Origin of the sequence: Klebsiella sp. 2680, from assembly GCF_900198535.1 — a bacterium.
GTDB lineage: Bacteria > Pseudomonadota > Gammaproteobacteria > Enterobacterales > Enterobacteriaceae > Klebsiella > Klebsiella indica.
On record NZ_FZNJ01000007.1, the window covers coordinates 1 to 16,727 of the forward strand.

Below are 16,727 nucleotides of genomic sequence, written 5' to 3' on the forward strand. Positions count from 1 at the left end.
CCGTTCGACTTGCATGTGTTAGGCCTGCCGCCAGCGTTCAATCTGAGCCATGATCAAACTCTTCAATTTAAGTTTGATGCTCGTGAATTAAACTTCGTAATGAATTACGTGTTCACTCAGAGACTTGGTATTCATTTATTGTCCGAAGACATTAAGAATCCATGTCACTTTGAGTGCCCACACAGATTGTCTGATAAATTGTTAAAGAGCAGTGCCGCTTCGTTTTCGCTGCGGCGCGGGGTGTGCATATTACGCTTTCCCGCTACAGAGTCAAGCAATTATTTTGCTTTTCCCTGTCGGTTTTCACGGTGACTTTTCACCGCTGAGCCCCGCTGACCCGGCGGCTTGCGTGCCGTTGTTCCGTGTCAGTGGAGGCGCATTATAGGGAGTTCTGAGACGTTGACAAGCCCTGTTTTCAAAAATTATTTCAAGCGTCTCTTTTTTGTGCAAAACGCGCTTAAAGCGGCAATTTTTCCAGTGATGCGAAGCCATAACGCTGTAAAACGGGCAAAAGCTTTTCAGTCTCTGCCGTCAACGCCATACAGTATGCAATATTCGCATCGCCGGATTTTGCATCAGGCGCTTCATGTTCCAGCAACCAGACTGTTCGACGCGCAATCGCTGCGCCAGAATCAATCAGGCGTGTTCCTTCCGGCATCACCTGCTGCAACTCTTCTGTGAGCAACGGGAAGTGCGTACAACCTAATACTACTGTATCGGGTGATTCCTGCATTCGCAGCCACGGACGCAGAATCCGGCGCAACTCGTCGAGCGGCACCTCTTCGCCATGCAGCTTCGCTTCCGCCAGTTCCACCAGCTCTGCAGAACCCAGCATTTCTATACGACATTCATTTGCAAAACGAGCGATAAGTTCGCGCGTATAAGGGCGCTTTACCGTCCCACGCGTCGCCAGCAGTCCAACAATACCATTCGCCGTTAAGCGAGCGGCTGGCTTTATCGCCGGAACGACGCCGACAACCGGGAAGGCGAACTTTTCGCGCAGTGCAGGAAGTGAAACGGTACTTGCGGTGTTACAGGCAATAACCGCCAGCGCCAGAGGATAGCGCTGTTGGACAGCGGTAACGACGTCCAGAACGCGTTCAACAATAAACGCTTCGCTCTTTTCACCGTAGGGGAAAGCGGCATTGTCGAAAGTATAGATATAGTGCAGATTCGGCAAAAGCTGCCGAATCTCATTGTAAACCGACAGCCCACCGACGCCGGAATCAAACACCAGCACGGTGGGACGTGGATCAGAAGGTGTAGCTGCCAGACAAGGTGTATTCTCGTCCTGCAGTTTGGTAGCCATATACTGTCTCGTAATCTTTATCGAACAGATTGGCTATTTTACCACGAACTGTCAGGTGTGAGGTGACCGGATATGATAATCCAATATCCCAAACGCTAACACCGCCCAATTTGACCGTATGGGAGGAATATGTTGTTGAATCATAAGCGCTGTCATATCGCTGTCCCATATACTGATAGGCAACATTCCAGCCAAGATCGTAAACCTGTCCTGTTAGTTCGTATTTCACCTGCTGTTTCGCGCGACGGGCAAGAATCTTATTGGTTTCATCATCACGCGGATCGATATATTGCAACGTTAAATGGTGTTCAACTGGACCAGTTGTAATGTTCCCCGTCCATTCCAGACCCTTGATAGTTGCCGAGTCGATGTTGTAGTAAGCATTATTGTCGTAATCGATCAGGTTTTGAATTTCATAACGGTACGTTGAAAGACGCCAGTCCAGAGGCCCCGTCAGTCCTTCAAGCCCGGCTTCCCATTGCTTAGACTCTTCAGGCTTCAGATTTCTGTTAGAAGCGATACCAAAACGTTCTGCACCATACTGTTGGCCGAGAGATGGTGCCAGGAAGCCAGTACCATAAGAGAGTATGACCTTATAGCCTTCAACAAACTCCCAGCCCGCCGCCGTTTGCCAAGTGCCGTGCCAGCCAAACTGTTCGTCGTAGTCTTCGCGTCCGGAGGCTTCCAGAGTCACGCTATCTATCTGTTGTTGGCCGGTCAGATACAATCCTGTGGTATCGCGCTTATAGACATCGGTGCTCGTCGTACCGCTGGATTTAAGCTTCTCTTGTTTCCAGTCTATACCGCCACTGACTGAACCATGCCCTACTTCAACATTATTGCCCCACTGGATATAACGTTGTTCCATATCATCCAGGCTAGCGCTGGACGCGTAGCGACCATCCTGACCATTGTAGTTATAATCTTTAAGATGCTGATAATTAGCGATCAACTGGGACGAATAGATCCCCGAATTGAAGCTAAAACCAGTATCCCATGACTGAGTGTAATTCTGACTTTCATCACCGCCGCCAGCATAACCGCTACTGCCCTGATCGTAGTCGGTATTCGAAGAATAACCATAGCCACGGAAGAAACCAGAAAGGTTATCATTAAACTTATGCTGCACGCCCCCCCAGAACAGCTTGTTACGATAACCGTCGCGATCGCTATCGTCACTGTAAGTTGAATTCGGCTGAACGTTAAAGCCTTTCGTGGTCTGGTAAGCTCCCGCAGCAGTCACCAGCGTATCGCCAAAGCGTTTATTCACCGTACCGTCATAAGTTTGATAGCCATTCGAACCTATCCCGGCATTAACTTGCGTATGCTCGTCGTCGCTCATCGTAATGATGTTAACCACGCCGCCAATCGCGCCAGAACCATAAACGGCTGAGCGTGGGCCACGGATGTATTCAATACGTTGCACCAGAGATACCGGAATTTGCCCAATATCAATTGCATTAGAAATACCGGCACGCGCCATCGGCACGCCATCAACCAGCACCAGTACATGACGCGCTTCGGTACCACGAATAAAGAGGGATGAACTCTGCCCCAGCCCACCATTCTGCGCGATATCCACCCCAGGCAGGCGACGCAGCACATCGTTAAGATCTTTTGACTGCCAGCGCTCAATATCTTCCCGCGTAACAACATCCGTCGGCGCAAGGACCGTATTGACCGGCTGTTGAAAACGATTTGCTGTCACCACTAACGTATCTGAATTGCTGTCTTGCGCCCAGCCAGAAAAAGCCGTGACGGAGAGCGCCGTCATCAGCGAAGCTTTTTTAATCATTTTAAAAGCATCCGTAATAAACGAAGGATGCCGCCGACGACTATCAATAGCACGCGATGATAGAAGCCAAATGCGACGTGTTCCGGCAGGTCTTCGGGCTCGGGGTGTTTAATGGATGAGGACTTCCCGCAAAAAAATCGCAGTGTCTGCACAATGCGCTCATCCCACCTTTCCTTACCGCTGCGCGTCAGCTCCAGATTTACACTGGATTCCCTATTAACTCACAGGACCGGTAACACGATGCTATAATTAGAAACATATAGAAGTCCAGACTTCTACGGTTATATTTCCTTATATCATCAATGGCTGGACATCCCCGGCACTTTCCCTACAATCCCCGCGTACTTATTTTATTCAGGATGCATCATGACCCCCGAACACCTTCCTACCGAACAATATGAAGCGCAGCTGGCAGAAAAAGTCGTCCGCTTGCAGAAAATGATGGCGCCTTTTGCCGCACCGGTTGCGGAAGTGTTTCGTTCGCCGGTCAACCATTATCGCATGCGCGCGGAATTCCGCCTGTGGCACGATGGCGATGACCTGTATCACATTATATTTGACCAGCAGACAAAATCCCGCATCAGGGTGAATACTTTCCCGGCCGCCAGCGAACTGATCAATCAGTTAATGACCGCCGTAATTGAGGGCGTGCGCAATAACCCGGTACTGCGTCATAAACTGTTTCAGGTCGATTACCTGACCACGCTGAGCAACCAGGCAGTGATATCACTGCTGTATCATAAAAAACTCGACGATGAGTGGCGTCAGCAGGCGGAACGCTTTCGCGATGCACTGCGGGCACAAAATCTGAACGTGCATCTGGTTGGCCGTGCAACTAAGACTAAAATAGAGCTGGATCACGACTATATCGATGAGCGTTTACCGGTTGGCGGACGTGAAATGGTCTATCGCCAGGTGGAGAATAGCTTCACTCAGCCGAACGCGGCGATGAACATTCAGATGCTGGAATGGGCGATCGATACCACAAAAGACGCAACTGGCGATCTGCTGGAACTGTACTGCGGTAACGGCAACTTTTCGCTGGCGCTGGCGCGAAATTTCGACCGCGTGCTGGCAACAGAAATCGCTAAACCGTCCGTGGCGGCGGCGCAATACAACATTGCCGCCAACCATATTGATAATGTACAAATTATCCGTATGTCAGCGGAAGAGTTTACTCAGGCGATGAACGGCGTGCGGGAGTTTAACCGCTTGCAGGGGATCGACCTCAAAAGCTACCAGTGTGAGACGATTTTCGTCGATCCGCCGCGCAGCGGTCTGGATAGCGAAACGGAAAAGATGGTGCAGGCATACTCGCGTATTCTGTATATCTCCTGTAACCCGGAGACCCTGTGCCAGAATCTGGAAACGCTAAGTAAAACGCACGAGGTCACCCGCCTGGCGCTATTCGACCAGTTCCCCTATACCCACCATATGGAATGCGGTGTACTGCTAACGAAAAAATAAAGATCCGGAGAAAACCCGGCAACCGCAGTGTTGCCGGGCGAGAGATTATTCAGTTGCCGTACTCTTGCGGTTACGCACTTTATAGCCAATCCAGAACACCATAATCACCGACAGTACCGCCGGGAAGAAATTAGAGCCAATATCCGGATATTCCGCACGCACCACGGTGCTGTAAACCAGAACGCCGAGGATAAAACAGGCGGCGGCCAGGCCCGGTAAACCGACCGGCATACTGCAATTGCGATAACGCTGATGCAGGCAGTAAACCGTCAGCACCAGCGACAAAATCGGGAAGATGGAAAAAGGGACAATTGAGCTGAATAGCGCAGCGAAAGTTCCATTAATGGACAGGCCTGCGATCAACGCCAGCAGCAGTGTACCTCTATCTTGTATTGAGTGTTTCATTGATCGTCCTTCACGTTATGCGGAATGATTTGATATTTTTTCTTGTTCACGGCGATACCAGTAGTACGCGCCTTTCGAGATCATTCTGAGCTGCAGTACCAGCCGCTCTTCCAGCTGCCGACGCTGTTCGGGGCTCACATCCAGAGCCTCGGCGCCGGCGCTAAACACGATGGTGACCATCGCTTCAGCCTGCGCTTCGGTAAACGCTCGCGGCATATGGTTTTCGATTTCTAAATAGTCGGCAAGTTCCGCGATAAAATGCTGAATTTCACGGGCGACTGCGGCACGAAACGCCGAAGAAGTACCGGAACGCTCACGCAGTAACAGACGGAAAGCGTTCGGGTTATTACCAATAAATTCCATAAAAGTAGAAACAGAAGTACGGATTACGCTGCCGCCTTTAGCGATACGCTGACGTGCCTGGCGCATGAGCTGACGCAACATCAGACCACTTTCATCAACCATGGTCAAACCAAGCTCATCAACATCACGGAAATGTCGGTAAAAGGACGTTGGGGCGATCCCTGCTTCCCGCGCAACTTCACGCAGGCTCAAACTGGCAAAACTCCGCTCAGCACTTAGCTGGCTAAATGCTGCCTCCACCAGCGAACGCCGGGTTTTTTCTTTTTGTTGCGCTCTTACGCCCATCACGTTATCTGAATCCTTCCACATGTCCTGCTGGCACTATACCAGAGATCAGATCTAATCTGGTTACACTGGATTGTGAATGATTGTTTACGAGTTGTTTCTACTTTTATGCCGCAAAAAAGCACAACGATAATTGGGTTAAAGTGCGGCAAATGTTATCATCGTGTTTATTTTATGTATAAAACAGGTGAGTAATGCCATGACACACTCTTGGGATTATGATGCAATTGTGATCGGTTCCGGCCCTGGCGGAGAAGGCGCCGCCATGGGACTGGTGAAACAAGGAGCGCGCGTTGCCGTCATCGAACGCTACCATAACGTCGGCGGCGGTTGTACCCACTGGGGCACCATCCCGTCGAAAGCCCTTCGCCATGCCGTCAGCCGTATTATCGAGTTTAATCAAAACCCCCTCTACAGCGACCACTCCCGCCTTCTCCGTTCTTCCTTCGCCGACATTCTGAATCATGCCGACAGCGTTATTAACCAACAAACCCATATGCGCCAGGGGTTCTATGAGCGTAACCACTGTGAAATTTTACAGGGTAACGCCCACTTCGTTGATGAACACACTCTCGCGCTGGAATGCCACGATGGCACCGTTGAAACCGTAACGGCGGAAAAGTTCGTGATTGCCTGCGGGTCGCGCCCTTATCATCCGGCCGATGTCGATTTTCATCACCCGCGCATTTATGACAGCGACTCTATTCTCAGCCTGCACCACGAGCCGCGCCATGTGATTATCTACGGAGCCGGGGTAATCGGTTGCGAATATGCCTCGATCTTCCGCGGTATGGAGGTGAAGGTTGATCTGATCAACACCCGCGATCGCCTGCTGGCATTTCTCGATCAGGAGATGTCAGATTCGCTCTCCTATCACTTCTGGAACAGCGGCGTGGTGATCCGTCACAATGAAGAGTATGAGAAAATTGAAGGCGTGGATGACGGCGTCATCATGCACCTGCAATCCGGCAAAAAACTGAAAGCGGACTGCCTGCTATACGCCAACGGCCGCACCGGAAATACCGACTCCCTGGCACTGGAAAATATCGGCCTGCAAACAGACAGCCGTGGCCAGTTGAAGGTCAACAGTATGTATCAGACCGCCCTGCCACATATTTATGCCGTCGGCGATGTAATTGGTTATCCAAGCCTGGCTTCCGCCGCCTACGATCAGGGGCGTATTGCCGCCCAGGCGCTGGTAAAAGGTGAAGCTTCAGCCCATCTGATTGAAGACATCCCGACAGGGATCTACACCATTCCGGAAATCAGCTCCGTCGGTAAAACTGAGCAACAGCTCACCGCGATGAAAGTGCCTTATGAGGTGGGGCGCGCACAGTTCAAACATCTGGCGCGGGCGCAGATTGTCGGCATGAGCGTCGGGACGTTAAAGATCCTGTTTCATCGCGAAACGAAAGAGATCCTCGGTATACATTGCTTTGGCGAACGCGCGGCCGAAATTATTCATATCGGCCAGGCGATTATGGAGCAGAAAGGTGGCGGTAACACCATTGAGTACTTCGTTAACACCACCTTCAACTACCCAACCATGGCGGAAGCCTATCGGGTCGCTGCGTTAAATGGCTTAAACCGCCTGTTTTAACGCTGCATCGAAATGGCCATCCATCTTACCGCGGATGGCCTCCGCTAGATGCTCATAGCGGCTACGCAGCGGCGAGCCCGGGCGATAAACCAACCCGACGGTACGTTTCGGCTCTGGCTTAATACACGGCACATAGACTACGCCATCGCGTTTTTTCTCCTGCGGCACGGCTAAAGCGGGTAACAGCGTGATGCCACTACCGGCGGCTACCATATTGCGCAGCGTTTCGAGACTGGTCGCCCGGAAATGTGTGTCTTCATCTGCACCGGCTTCAAAACAAAAACCCATCGCCTGATCGCGCAGACAATGGCCGTCTTCGAGCATCAGCAGCTTTTCCCCGGCGAGGTCCGACATCGGTACGCGGTCACGGTTCTCCCACGGATGATCTTCATTGATAGCAAGTATCATCGGCTCATCAAACAGCGGCACCTCAATAAAGGCTTCGCTCTCTTTGACCAGCGCCAGAATCGCACAGTCCAGCTTACCGCTGTCAAGCTGAGCCAGCAGTTGGTGCGTTTGCGCCTCATGCAAATACATTTCCAGCTTCGGAAAGGTCTGGTGCAACATTGGGATAATCAGTGGCAACAGATAAGGGCCAATCGTCGGGATCAGGCCGATATGCAATGGCCCGGACATCGTTTCCCCCTGCTGGCTTGCCATTTCCTTGAGCACTTTCACTTCGCGTAACACGGTACGCGCCTGATCGACCAGCAGTAACCCCGCCTGGGTGAACAGAACCTTACGGCTGGTGCGCTCCAGCAACATCACGCCAAGCTCATCCTCCAGTTTCCGGATTTGCCCACTGAGCGTAGGTTGGCTCACATGACAAGAGTCCGCCGCACGGCGGAAGTGGCGGTGTTCGGCTAGCGCTACCAGATATTCAAGATCGCGAATATTCATTATTCATCCTCCATCGCCACGATAGTTCATGGCGATAGATAGAATAGCAATGAACGATTATCCCTATCAAGTTTTCTGTTCAAGAATAAATCGATAAATCAGGGAAACTTTATAACATCATTAAGTCCCCTCATCGATTATCTCCCGGATAATTAAAGCCAACGTGAACTTTTGCGGACCTTGCGTCCGCTTTTTTTTTGCATAAAAAAGCCCGGGGATTGCCCGAGCCTCCTTTATTTACCGCCTGTCAGCCAGAGAACTGATAACTCAAACCAGGCGCTGTTTAGCGTCGGCAATCGCCTGCGCAACCTGCTGCGGCGAAACGCCGCCTTTAGCCGCGCGCTTATCAAGGCACGACTTCAGCGACAGAATCGGATAGACGTCATCCGCGATAACGCCGCTAAATTTTTGCAGATCGGCCAGAGAAAGGTCTTCCAGCGGCTTACCCTGGGCGATGGCTTCAACCACCGCTTCACCAACAATATGGTGCGCCTCACGGAACGGAACGCCTTTAGCGACCAGATAATCCGCCAGCTCGGTCGCGTTCGCATAACCCTGCTGCGCCGCTTCTTCACAACGCGGACGTTTCACCTGGATACCGTCCAGCACCAGCGCCGCCATATGCAGACAGTCGAGCCAGGTGTCGAGCGCGTCAAACAGCCCTTCTTTATCTTCCTGCATATCTTTGTTGTAAGCCAGCGGCAGCCCTTTGAGGGTCATCATCATCCCCGTCAGCGCACCCTGCACGCGACCGCATTTGCCGCGGATCAGTTCTAACGCATCCGGGTTTTTCTTTTGCGGCATCAAGGAAGAGCCGGACGTTACGCGATCGGAGAGCTCAACAAAGTTCGCTTCGCCGGTATTAAAGAAAATCAGGTCTTCCGCAAAACGCGACAGGTGCACCATACCGATGGCGGCATCGGACAGCAGTTCCACGACATGGTCACGATCGGACACGCTATCCAGGCTGTTACGGGTCGCCGAAGAGAATCCCAGCCAGCCTGCAAGCTGCTCACGATCGATTTCATAGGCCGTACCCGCCAGCGCACCGCAGCCCAGCGGGCTGACGTCCAGACGCTTCAGCGTGTCCAGCAGGCGGCTTTCATCACGGGCCAGCATTTCAACATAAGCCAGACACCAGTGCGCAAAAGTCACCGGCTGCGCGCGCTGCAGGTGAGTATAACCCGGCATCACCGCGTCCTGATTATTCTGCGCGGTTTCGACCAGCGCGCTTTGCAACTGACGATTCGCCGACAGCAGCTCCACAACCGTATCCTTGCACCAGAGCTTCAGGTCAGTGGCGACCTGGTCATTACGGCTACGTCCGGTATGCAGCTTTTTCCCCAACTGGCCGACTTTATCGATCAGCTTGCCTTCTACCCAGCTGTGAATATCTTCGGCATCGCTTGCGAGGATTTGCTGAGGATTAGCCCGCACCTCTTCCAGTAAAATATTCAGCGCCGCTTCCAGTTGCTGCTGTTCATCGGCGGTTAATACACCGACCGTCACCAGCGCTTTAGACCAGGCAACAGAGCCAACGATATCCTGCTCCGCCAGGCGATAGTCAAAGCGCAAAGAGTCATTGAACTGTTTGAACCGCTGATCCGCTGCCTGAGTAAAACGCCCACCCCAAAGTGCCATAACATGCTTCCTTAATATCTTTGAATTTTACTGCCCGGTGGGCTGCGCTTACCGGGCCGACAAAAATGATAAATTAATTATGCCAGAATACGCGTGCCGATTGGCGTACCGTTAAACAACGCCGGGAGCTGCTCGGCATGACGCCAGGAAGCGATATCCACAGGGCGACCTAAAGTACGAGCCGCATCCAGCGCGGCGTTCACCTTGACGATCATCCCGTCGGTGATAATACCCTGCTCGATCAGCTGTTCAGCCTTCGCCGCCGTCATTTCAGCAATGCGCTGGCCTTTACCATCAAGAATACCGCTGACATCGGACAGCAGAATCAGGTCTGCACCGAGCGTTGCCGCCAGCGCCGTCGCCGCCTGGTCAGCGTTAACGTTCATCAACTGACCGTCGTCAGTCACGCCAATTGAGCTCACTACCGGCAAATACCCTCCCGCCAGCAGCGTATTGATCAACGTCGGGGAGCCCGGTTGAGCAAACCCGACGTGGCCCAGTTCTTCATCAAGCTGAGTCACCTTAACGCTGTCGCCATCGCCGAGGAACAGCCCGACAGAAGCCAGACCGTGTTTTTTCGCCCACGCCAGCAGCGTCTTATTAGCGGTTCCCGCCAGCGCACCGGTAATCATGTCGATCTGATCCGCCGGCGTTACCCGCAGACCGTTTTTCTTTTGTACCGGCAAATTGAGCTGCTTCATCAATTCATCAACCACGCACCCGCCACCGTGCACAATAATCAGCGGGCGATGATACGCTTCACGATAGTTCACCAGTGCCGTAAACAGGCGCTCCAGCGCTTCTTCGCTATCCAGCAGGACGCCGCCGAGTTTGATAATTAAAGGATTCATCATCACACCTTAAATAAGAGACTGCGTCTCAGCAAAACCAAAACGAATATTTGCGCACTGTACGGCCTGCGCTGCCGCGCCTTTCAGCAGGTTGTCTTCCGCCGCCACGATGATGATATGTTCATCCTGGACCGCAAAACCAATATCACAGAATGGCAGACCCACGACATTTTTCAACGCCGGGACACCTTTATCATATAAACGAACCAGTGGTTTATCCGCATAAGCCTGCCGGAACACTGCTGCGACCTGCTCGTTACTGACCCCAGGCTTCAGGCGACAAGTGATGGTTTCCAGAATCCCGCGCTTAAAATTACCCAGATGCGGGGTAAAAATCACCGCTGCGCCGAGGTGTGTGGATATTTCCGGGTGATGGCGATGGTTGAAAACGCCATAGGGTTGCAGGCTGACTTCACAGAAGCTATTACCGATAGAGGCCTTACGCCCGGCGCCGCTGACGCCGCTGGTCGCATTGATCACCGGCCACTGGTTAAGATCCAGAAGGCCTGCATCGATCAACGGTTTCAGCGACAATTGCGCCGCGGTCGGATAACAGCCGGGTACCGCGATCAATGCCGCCTTTTTCAGCGCCTCAGAGCGCCACTCGGCCAGGCCGTAAACCGCCTGTTCCAGCAGTTCAGGATGCTGATGAGTAAAACCGTAATATTTTTCATAGAAGGCGCCGTCATTCACGCGGAATGCGCCGGAGAGATCGAACACCACGCAACCAGCCGCGAGAAACTGCGGCGCAAGGTCATGGCTCACTTCATGCGCGGTGGCGAGGAAAACCACATCCACCCCAGCGCTAAACTCGCTGATATCGGACATCGGCTGCAGCGGCAGATCGACAATACCTTTCAACTGCGGATGCAAATCGGAAACTAATTTTCCGGCATCATTACTTTGCGCGGAGACCGTTAAAGCGGTTATGGTCATATGAGGATGGCGATTTACATAGGCCACTAGCTCTGCGCCGGCATATCCGCTGGCGCCCACAATCAGCGTGTTCAACATTGGGGCTCTTCACCTTCTTTCTTGCTTACGTCTATTTGCCCAGGAAGACCGTAGCCTTCCCCGCTCTGTTGAGCCGTAAAAGTATCATCCTTACATTCGATGGGTTTTCTTACGCTCAACGATAATGTATTTTTATTCACAAATAATGCATGAATATTGATACTATCACGACCTGAGGTGTGTCAACAATGAAAAACAATTTACCGCCATTTATCGAGATTTATCGCGCGTTGATCGCCACACCTTCCATCAGCGCAACCGAAGAGGCGCTGGACCAAAGCAATGAGTCTTTAATCAATTTGCTGGCGGGATGGTTCCGCGACATCGGTTTTAACGTTGAAGTTCAGCCCGTGCCGGACACGCGGAATAAATTCAATCTGTTGGCCAGTACCGGCCACGGCGCTGGCGGTCTGTTACTTACCGGGCATACGGATACCGTCCCGTTTGATGACGGTCGCTGGACCCGCGATCCCTTTACCCTGACTGAACATGACAATAAGCTATACGGTCTGGGTACTGCGGACATGAAAGGCTTCTTCGCGTTTATTCTCGACGCACTGCGCGATGTTGACGTTACTAAACTAAAGAAGCCGCTCTATATTCTGGCAACGGCCGATGAAGAAACCAGCATGGCGGGAGCCCGCTATTTCGCTGAAACCACGCAACTACGACCGGACTGCGCCATTATCGGCGAGCCGACTTCACTGCAGCCCGTGCGCGCCCACAAAGGCCATATGTCCAACGCGATTCGCATCCAGGGGCAATCCGGCCACTCCAGCGATCCGGCACGCGGCGTTAACGCCATTGAACTGATGCATGACGCCATCGGCCGCATTATGCAGTTGCGCGACAATTTAAAAGCGCGTTATCACCACGCCGCTTTCACCATTCCATACCCCACGCTCAATCTCGGGGCAATTCACGGCGGCGACGCCTCCAACCGCATTTGCGCCTGCTGCGAATTGCACATGGATATTCGCCCGCTGCCAGGTATGACCCTTAACGATCTCAATGGACTGTTGAACGAAGCGCTGGCTCCGGTGAGCGAACGCTGGCCCGGGCGTCTGACCGTTTCCGAACTGCATCCGCCTATCCCTGGCTACGAATGCCCGCCGGACCATAAGCTGATTGAGGTGGTGGAGAAACTGCTCGGCGCGCAAACCGAAGTGGTGAACTACTGTACGGAAGCGCCGTTTGTTCAGACTCTCTGCCCGACGCTGGTATTAGGCCCTGGCTCGATCAATCAAGCCCACCAGCCGGATGAGTACCTGGAAACGCGCTTTATTAAGCCAACCCGTGAGCTTATCACTCAGGTAATCCACCATTTTTGCTGGCACTAAAACATGCCCCTCCCGATTATTTCCCTTCAATCGGGAGGGTGACAATCGGCACATACTCATAAGCAACACTTATCAAGCGACCTCTGAGTTAAATTTCGCAAATTGTCGCAATTTATTCGTTTGCTGAAGCGATTTCGCAACAATTGACGTAGGGGTTTTTACGTGGCTTTATAAAAGACGGTTGCTTATCCACCGCTCAAACTTATCGAGCGCCGGATATAACAAAATAAAATGAGATGGGGTGTCTGGGTTAACATGAACGAACAATATTCCGCTTTGCGAAGTAATGTCAGTATGCTCGGTAAGGTGCTGGGCGACACCATCAAGGATGCGCTGGGAGAAAACATTCTTGATCGTGTTGAAACTATCCGTAAGTTGTCCAAATCTTCTCGCGCAGGCAATGAAGCCAACCGAAAGGAACTGCTCACCACGCTGCAAAACTTGTCAAACGACGAACTGCTGCCGGTGGCGCGCGCCTTTAGCCAGTTTCTGAACCTGGCGAATACCGCTGAGCAATACCACAGTATTTCGCCGAAAGGGGAAGCCGCCAGTAACCCGGAAGTGATTGCCCGAACCCTGAGAAAGCTCAAAGACCAACCCGATCTCAACGAAACGACAATTAAACAAGCAGTTGAATCCCTGTCGCTGGAACTGGTATTGACCGCCCATCCGACCGAAATCACGCGTCGCACGCTGATCCACAAGATGGGGGAAATCAACAGTTGTCTGAAGCAGCTCGATAACAGCGATATCGCTGACTATGAACGTCACCAGATCATGCGCCGTCTGCGCCAGTTGATTGCCCAGTCATGGCACACCGATGAAATCCGCAAGAACCGCCCGACCCCGGTTGATGAAGCCAAATGGGGCTTCGCCGTCGTTGAAAACAGCCTGTGGGAAGGCGTGCCTGGCTACCTTCGTGAGCTAAACGAACAGCTGGAAGATAATCTCAACTATCGGTTACCGGTGGACTTCGTTCCGGTTCGCTTTACCTCCTGGATGGGCGGTGACCGCGATGGCAACCCGAACGTAACTGCCAATATCACCCGCCACGTTTTGCTGCTCAGCCGCTGGAAAGCAACTGACCTGTTCCTGAAAGATGTCCAGTTACTGATTTCCGAACTGTCGATGGTCGAATGCACCGACGAACTGCGCGAACTGGCGGGCACGCAGGAAGAACCCTATCGTTTCTTAATGAAAAAACTGCGCACCCAGTTGATGGAGACACAAAGCTGGCTGGAAGCGCGACTGAAGGGGCAGAAGCTGCCGAAGCCGGCAGGTCTTATCACGCAAAACGAACAGCTGTGGGAGCCGCTCTATGCGTGCTATCAATCGCTACAAGCCTGTGGCATGGGCATCATCGCCAACGGCGAACTGCTGGATACCCTGCGCCGCGTAAAAGCCTTTGGCGTACCGCTGGTGCGTATTGATATCCGCCAGGAGAGCACCCGTCATACCGAAGCGCTGGGTGAGATGACCCGCTATCTCGGCATTGGCGACTATGAAAGCTGGTCTGAAGCCGATAAGCAGGCCTTCTTGATCCGCGAACTGAATTCCAAGCGTCCTCTGCTGCCTCGCCAATGGGAGCCGAGCGATGACACGCGTGAAGTGCTTGAGACCTGTAAAGTGATCGCCGAAGCGCCGCGCGGTTCCATTGCCGCTTACGTTATCTCGATGGCGAAAACGCCGTCTGACGTACTGGCGGTACATCTGTTGCTGAAAGAGGCCGGAATTGGCTTCGCGCTGCCGGTCGCACCGCTGTTCGAAACGCTGGATGACCTGAACAACGCCAACGATGTCATGAGCCAGTTGCTGAATATCGACTGGTATCGCGGCTTTATCCAGGGCAAGCAGATGGTCATGATTGGCTATTCTGATTCAGCCAAAGACGCGGGGGTCATGGCCGCGTCGTGGGCGCAGTATCAGGCGCAGGACGCATTAATCAAAACCTGTGCAAAAGCCGGTATTGAACTGACGTTATTCCATGGTCGCGGCGGTTCAATCGGCCGTGGCGGCGCGCCTGCGCATGCGGCGCTGCTTTCCCAGCCGCCAGGAAGCCTGAAGGGCGGCCTGCGCGTCACTGAACAGGGCGAAATGATCCGTTTTAAATACGGTCTGCCGGAAGTCACGATCAGTAGTCTGTCGCTCTACACCAGCGCGATTCTGGAAGCCAACCTCCTGCCGCCGCCGGAGCCCAAACCACAATGGCGCGACATCATGGCTGAACTGTCCAACGTCTCCTGTGATATGTACCGCGGCTATGTGCGTGAAAATAAAGATTTCGTCCCTTACTTCCGTTCCGCCACGCCGGAACAGGAACTGGGTAAACTGCCGCTGGGCTCCCGTCCGGCAAAACGTCGCCCGACCGGCGGCGTCGAGTCACTGCGCGCGATTCCGTGGATCTTTGCCTGGACACAGAATCGCCTGATGTTGCCGGCCTGGCTGGGCGCTGGCGCCGCACTGCAAAAAGTGGTTGAAGACGGTAAGCAGAGCGAACTGGAAAGCATGTGCCGGGACTGGCCATTCTTCTCCACACGCCTCGGCATGCTGGAGATGGTCTTTTCCAAAGCCGACCTGTGGCTGGCGGAGTATTACGATCAACGTCTGGTGAAACCAGAACTGTGGAAACTGGGTGAAGAACTGCGCAAACTGCTGTCCGCGGATATCAACGTCGTGCTGGCGATCGCTAACGACTCCCACCTGATGGCCGACCTGCCGTGGATCGCCGAGTCTATCCAGTTACGCAACATCTATACCGACCCGCTGAACGTGCTCCAGGCCGAACTGCTGCATCGTTCGCGTATGGCGGAAGAGAAAGGCGAGAAACCCGATCCACGCGTTGAACAAGCCCTGATGGTGACCATCGCTGGCGTGGCGGCCGGTATGCGCAACACCGGCTAATTACCGGGTAAAACCCGTCGCTCCGGTAAGCATCACGTTTACCGGAGCGATTTTTATTAATGATGCAGCATCTCGTCGACAATCTGCTCTTTATGCAGCGCATAAGGATAATAGGTTGGCCAGTTATCCATCTCTTTCAGCAGCGCCTCTTGCGACGTATTGCCCATAAAAATATGGAAATGCTGCGACTTACGCGGCGCAATAATGTGATCGCTAAACTGAACAAATTTCGGCGCTTTTGAATCCGCCTGCTGGCATTCGAACAGATAACGCACGCCTTTTTTCCCAGATGCGTAGGTCAGAATTTTATAGCCGGAATAGGCGTATTTGCAGGCATTAACGGTTTTCCCGATATGAAACTCCATCACGTTATCTTCAATGCCAATCTGATCCACATCGGTGGCATAGCCCTTCTTATAATATTCCCGATACTCCTCTACGCTTTTGCCGCCGGCTTTTTTGGCTTTCTGCTCCAGCACCGGATCTAAATCGCCGTTCAGCAGATAGGGGTTAATCGACTGCCAGATGCCATCCCAGTCGCTTAACGCCCGATCTTTCACATCCTGGTCGGCAAAAATCCCTTCGCTCGCTTTCTGTTCCGCCTCGGTCAATGCAGGCCCGTGGCTATGGTGTCCATGGGCAAAGGCCTGGCTCCCCGCCAGTAACATGCCAATACCAAACGCAAGGACGGAAATCTTTCTGTTCATCACTCTCTCCTGAGTCAATTTCTGCAATAATATGTTACGATATAACATATCAAACACATTATGCAACACCCAGCCGGCGACTGATCCGCCTTTTACCCTCCTCATGATGTTCGCTATGATGAGGACAAGGTACGTTTTGCGGAGCAACA

13 protein-coding genes, 1 rRNA gene and 1 riboswitch are annotated in these 16,727 nt (G+C 52.7%); of the genes, 4 read left to right on the forward strand and 10 right to left on the reverse strand.

What is annotated here, in order from left to right:
* From FN037_RS22050 to btuB, 3 genes are all read right to left on the reverse strand, one after another.
* A 16S ribosomal RNA gene (locus FN037_RS22050) occupies positions 1-69 on the reverse strand; the annotation flags it as partial.
* A 388-nt stretch (positions 70-457) separates the two neighbouring features.
* Positions 458-1,309, reverse strand: coding sequence for a glutamate racemase (murI, locus tag FN037_RS22060; protein WP_142503166.1), 852 nt, complete (start codon positions 1,307-1,309; stop codon positions 458-460).
* Positions 1,254-3,104, reverse strand: a complete 1,851-nt coding sequence (gene btuB, locus FN037_RS22065; RefSeq protein WP_142503167.1) for a TonB-dependent vitamin B12 receptor BtuB — start codon at positions 3,102-3,104, stop codon at positions 1,254-1,256. Before btuB ends, murI begins: the two co-directional genes overlap by 56 nt.
* Positions 3,105-3,170: 66 nt before the next feature.
* A riboswitch (cobalamin riboswitch) is annotated at positions 3,171-3,353 on the reverse strand.
* A 117-nt stretch (positions 3,354-3,470) separates the two neighbouring features.
* On the opposite strand from btuB, the gene trmA reads away from it, so the two are divergent.
* Positions 3,471-4,571 carry a tRNA (uridine(54)-C5)-methyltransferase TrmA gene (gene trmA, locus FN037_RS22070; RefSeq protein WP_142503168.1) on the forward strand — a complete coding sequence of 367 codons (1,101 nt, stop codon included), beginning with the start codon at positions 3,471-3,473 and terminating at the stop codon, positions 4,569-4,571.
* Between the two features lie 45 nt (positions 4,572-4,616).
* Here trmA and FN037_RS22075 read toward each other — a convergent pair whose 3' ends face one another.
* Entirely contained in the window at positions 4,617-4,976 is a 360-nt protein-coding gene (locus FN037_RS22075; RefSeq protein WP_138362864.1) for a YijD family membrane protein, read from the reverse strand.
* 15 nt (positions 4,977-4,991) lie between these two features.
* Positions 4,992-5,627: an HTH-type transcriptional repressor FabR gene (gene fabR, locus FN037_RS22080; RefSeq protein ID WP_138362870.1), complete on the reverse strand. Its 636-nt coding sequence runs from the start codon at positions 5,625-5,627 to the stop codon at positions 4,992-4,994.
* Between the two features lie 196 nt (positions 5,628-5,823).
* Here fabR and sthA point away from each other — a divergent pair, with 196 nt between their 5' ends.
* Complete coding sequence (gene sthA / locus FN037_RS22085; RefSeq protein ID WP_142503169.1) at positions 5,824-7,224, forward strand: Si-specific NAD(P)(+) transhydrogenase; 1,401 nt, start codon at positions 5,824-5,826, stop codon at positions 7,222-7,224.
* Here the strand turns inward: sthA and oxyR are convergent.
* From oxyR to argC, 4 genes are all read right to left on the reverse strand, one after another.
* Positions 7,207-8,124, reverse strand: coding sequence for a DNA-binding transcriptional regulator OxyR (oxyR, locus tag FN037_RS22090; RefSeq protein ID WP_138362862.1), 918 nt, complete (start codon positions 8,122-8,124; stop codon positions 7,207-7,209). The genes sthA and oxyR overlap by 18 nt on opposite strands.
* 267 nt (positions 8,125-8,391) lie before the next feature.
* Entirely contained in the window at positions 8,392-9,765 is a 1,374-nt protein-coding gene (argH, locus tag FN037_RS22095; protein ID WP_138362861.1) for an argininosuccinate lyase, read from the reverse strand.
* Between the two features lie 77 nt (positions 9,766-9,842).
* Complete coding sequence (argB, locus tag FN037_RS22100; protein ID WP_142503170.1) at positions 9,843-10,619, reverse strand: acetylglutamate kinase; 777 nt, start codon at positions 10,617-10,619, stop codon at positions 9,843-9,845.
* A gap of 6 nt (positions 10,620-10,625) precedes the next feature.
* Positions 10,626-11,630: an N-acetyl-gamma-glutamyl-phosphate reductase gene (gene argC / locus FN037_RS22105; protein WP_138362859.1), complete on the reverse strand. Its 1,005-nt coding sequence runs from the start codon at positions 11,628-11,630 to the stop codon at positions 10,626-10,628.
* A gap of 188 nt (positions 11,631-11,818) precedes the next feature.
* Here argC and argE point away from each other — a divergent pair, with 188 nt between their 5' ends.
* Positions 11,819-12,970: an acetylornithine deacetylase gene (argE, locus tag FN037_RS22110; RefSeq protein ID WP_138362858.1), complete on the forward strand. Its 1,152-nt coding sequence runs from the start codon at positions 11,819-11,821 to the stop codon at positions 12,968-12,970.
* A 255-nt stretch (positions 12,971-13,225) separates the two neighbouring features.
* Entirely contained in the window at positions 13,226-15,871 is a 2,646-nt protein-coding gene (gene ppc / locus FN037_RS22115) for a phosphoenolpyruvate carboxylase (protein WP_138362857.1), read from the forward strand.
* Between the two features lie 56 nt (positions 15,872-15,927).
* Here ppc and zinT read toward each other — a convergent pair whose 3' ends face one another.
* Positions 15,928-16,578 carry a metal-binding protein ZinT gene (gene zinT, locus FN037_RS22120; protein WP_138362856.1) on the reverse strand — a complete coding sequence of 217 codons (651 nt, stop codon included), beginning with the start codon at positions 16,576-16,578 and terminating at the stop codon, positions 15,928-15,930.
* Positions 16,579-16,727: the final 149 nt, after the last annotated feature.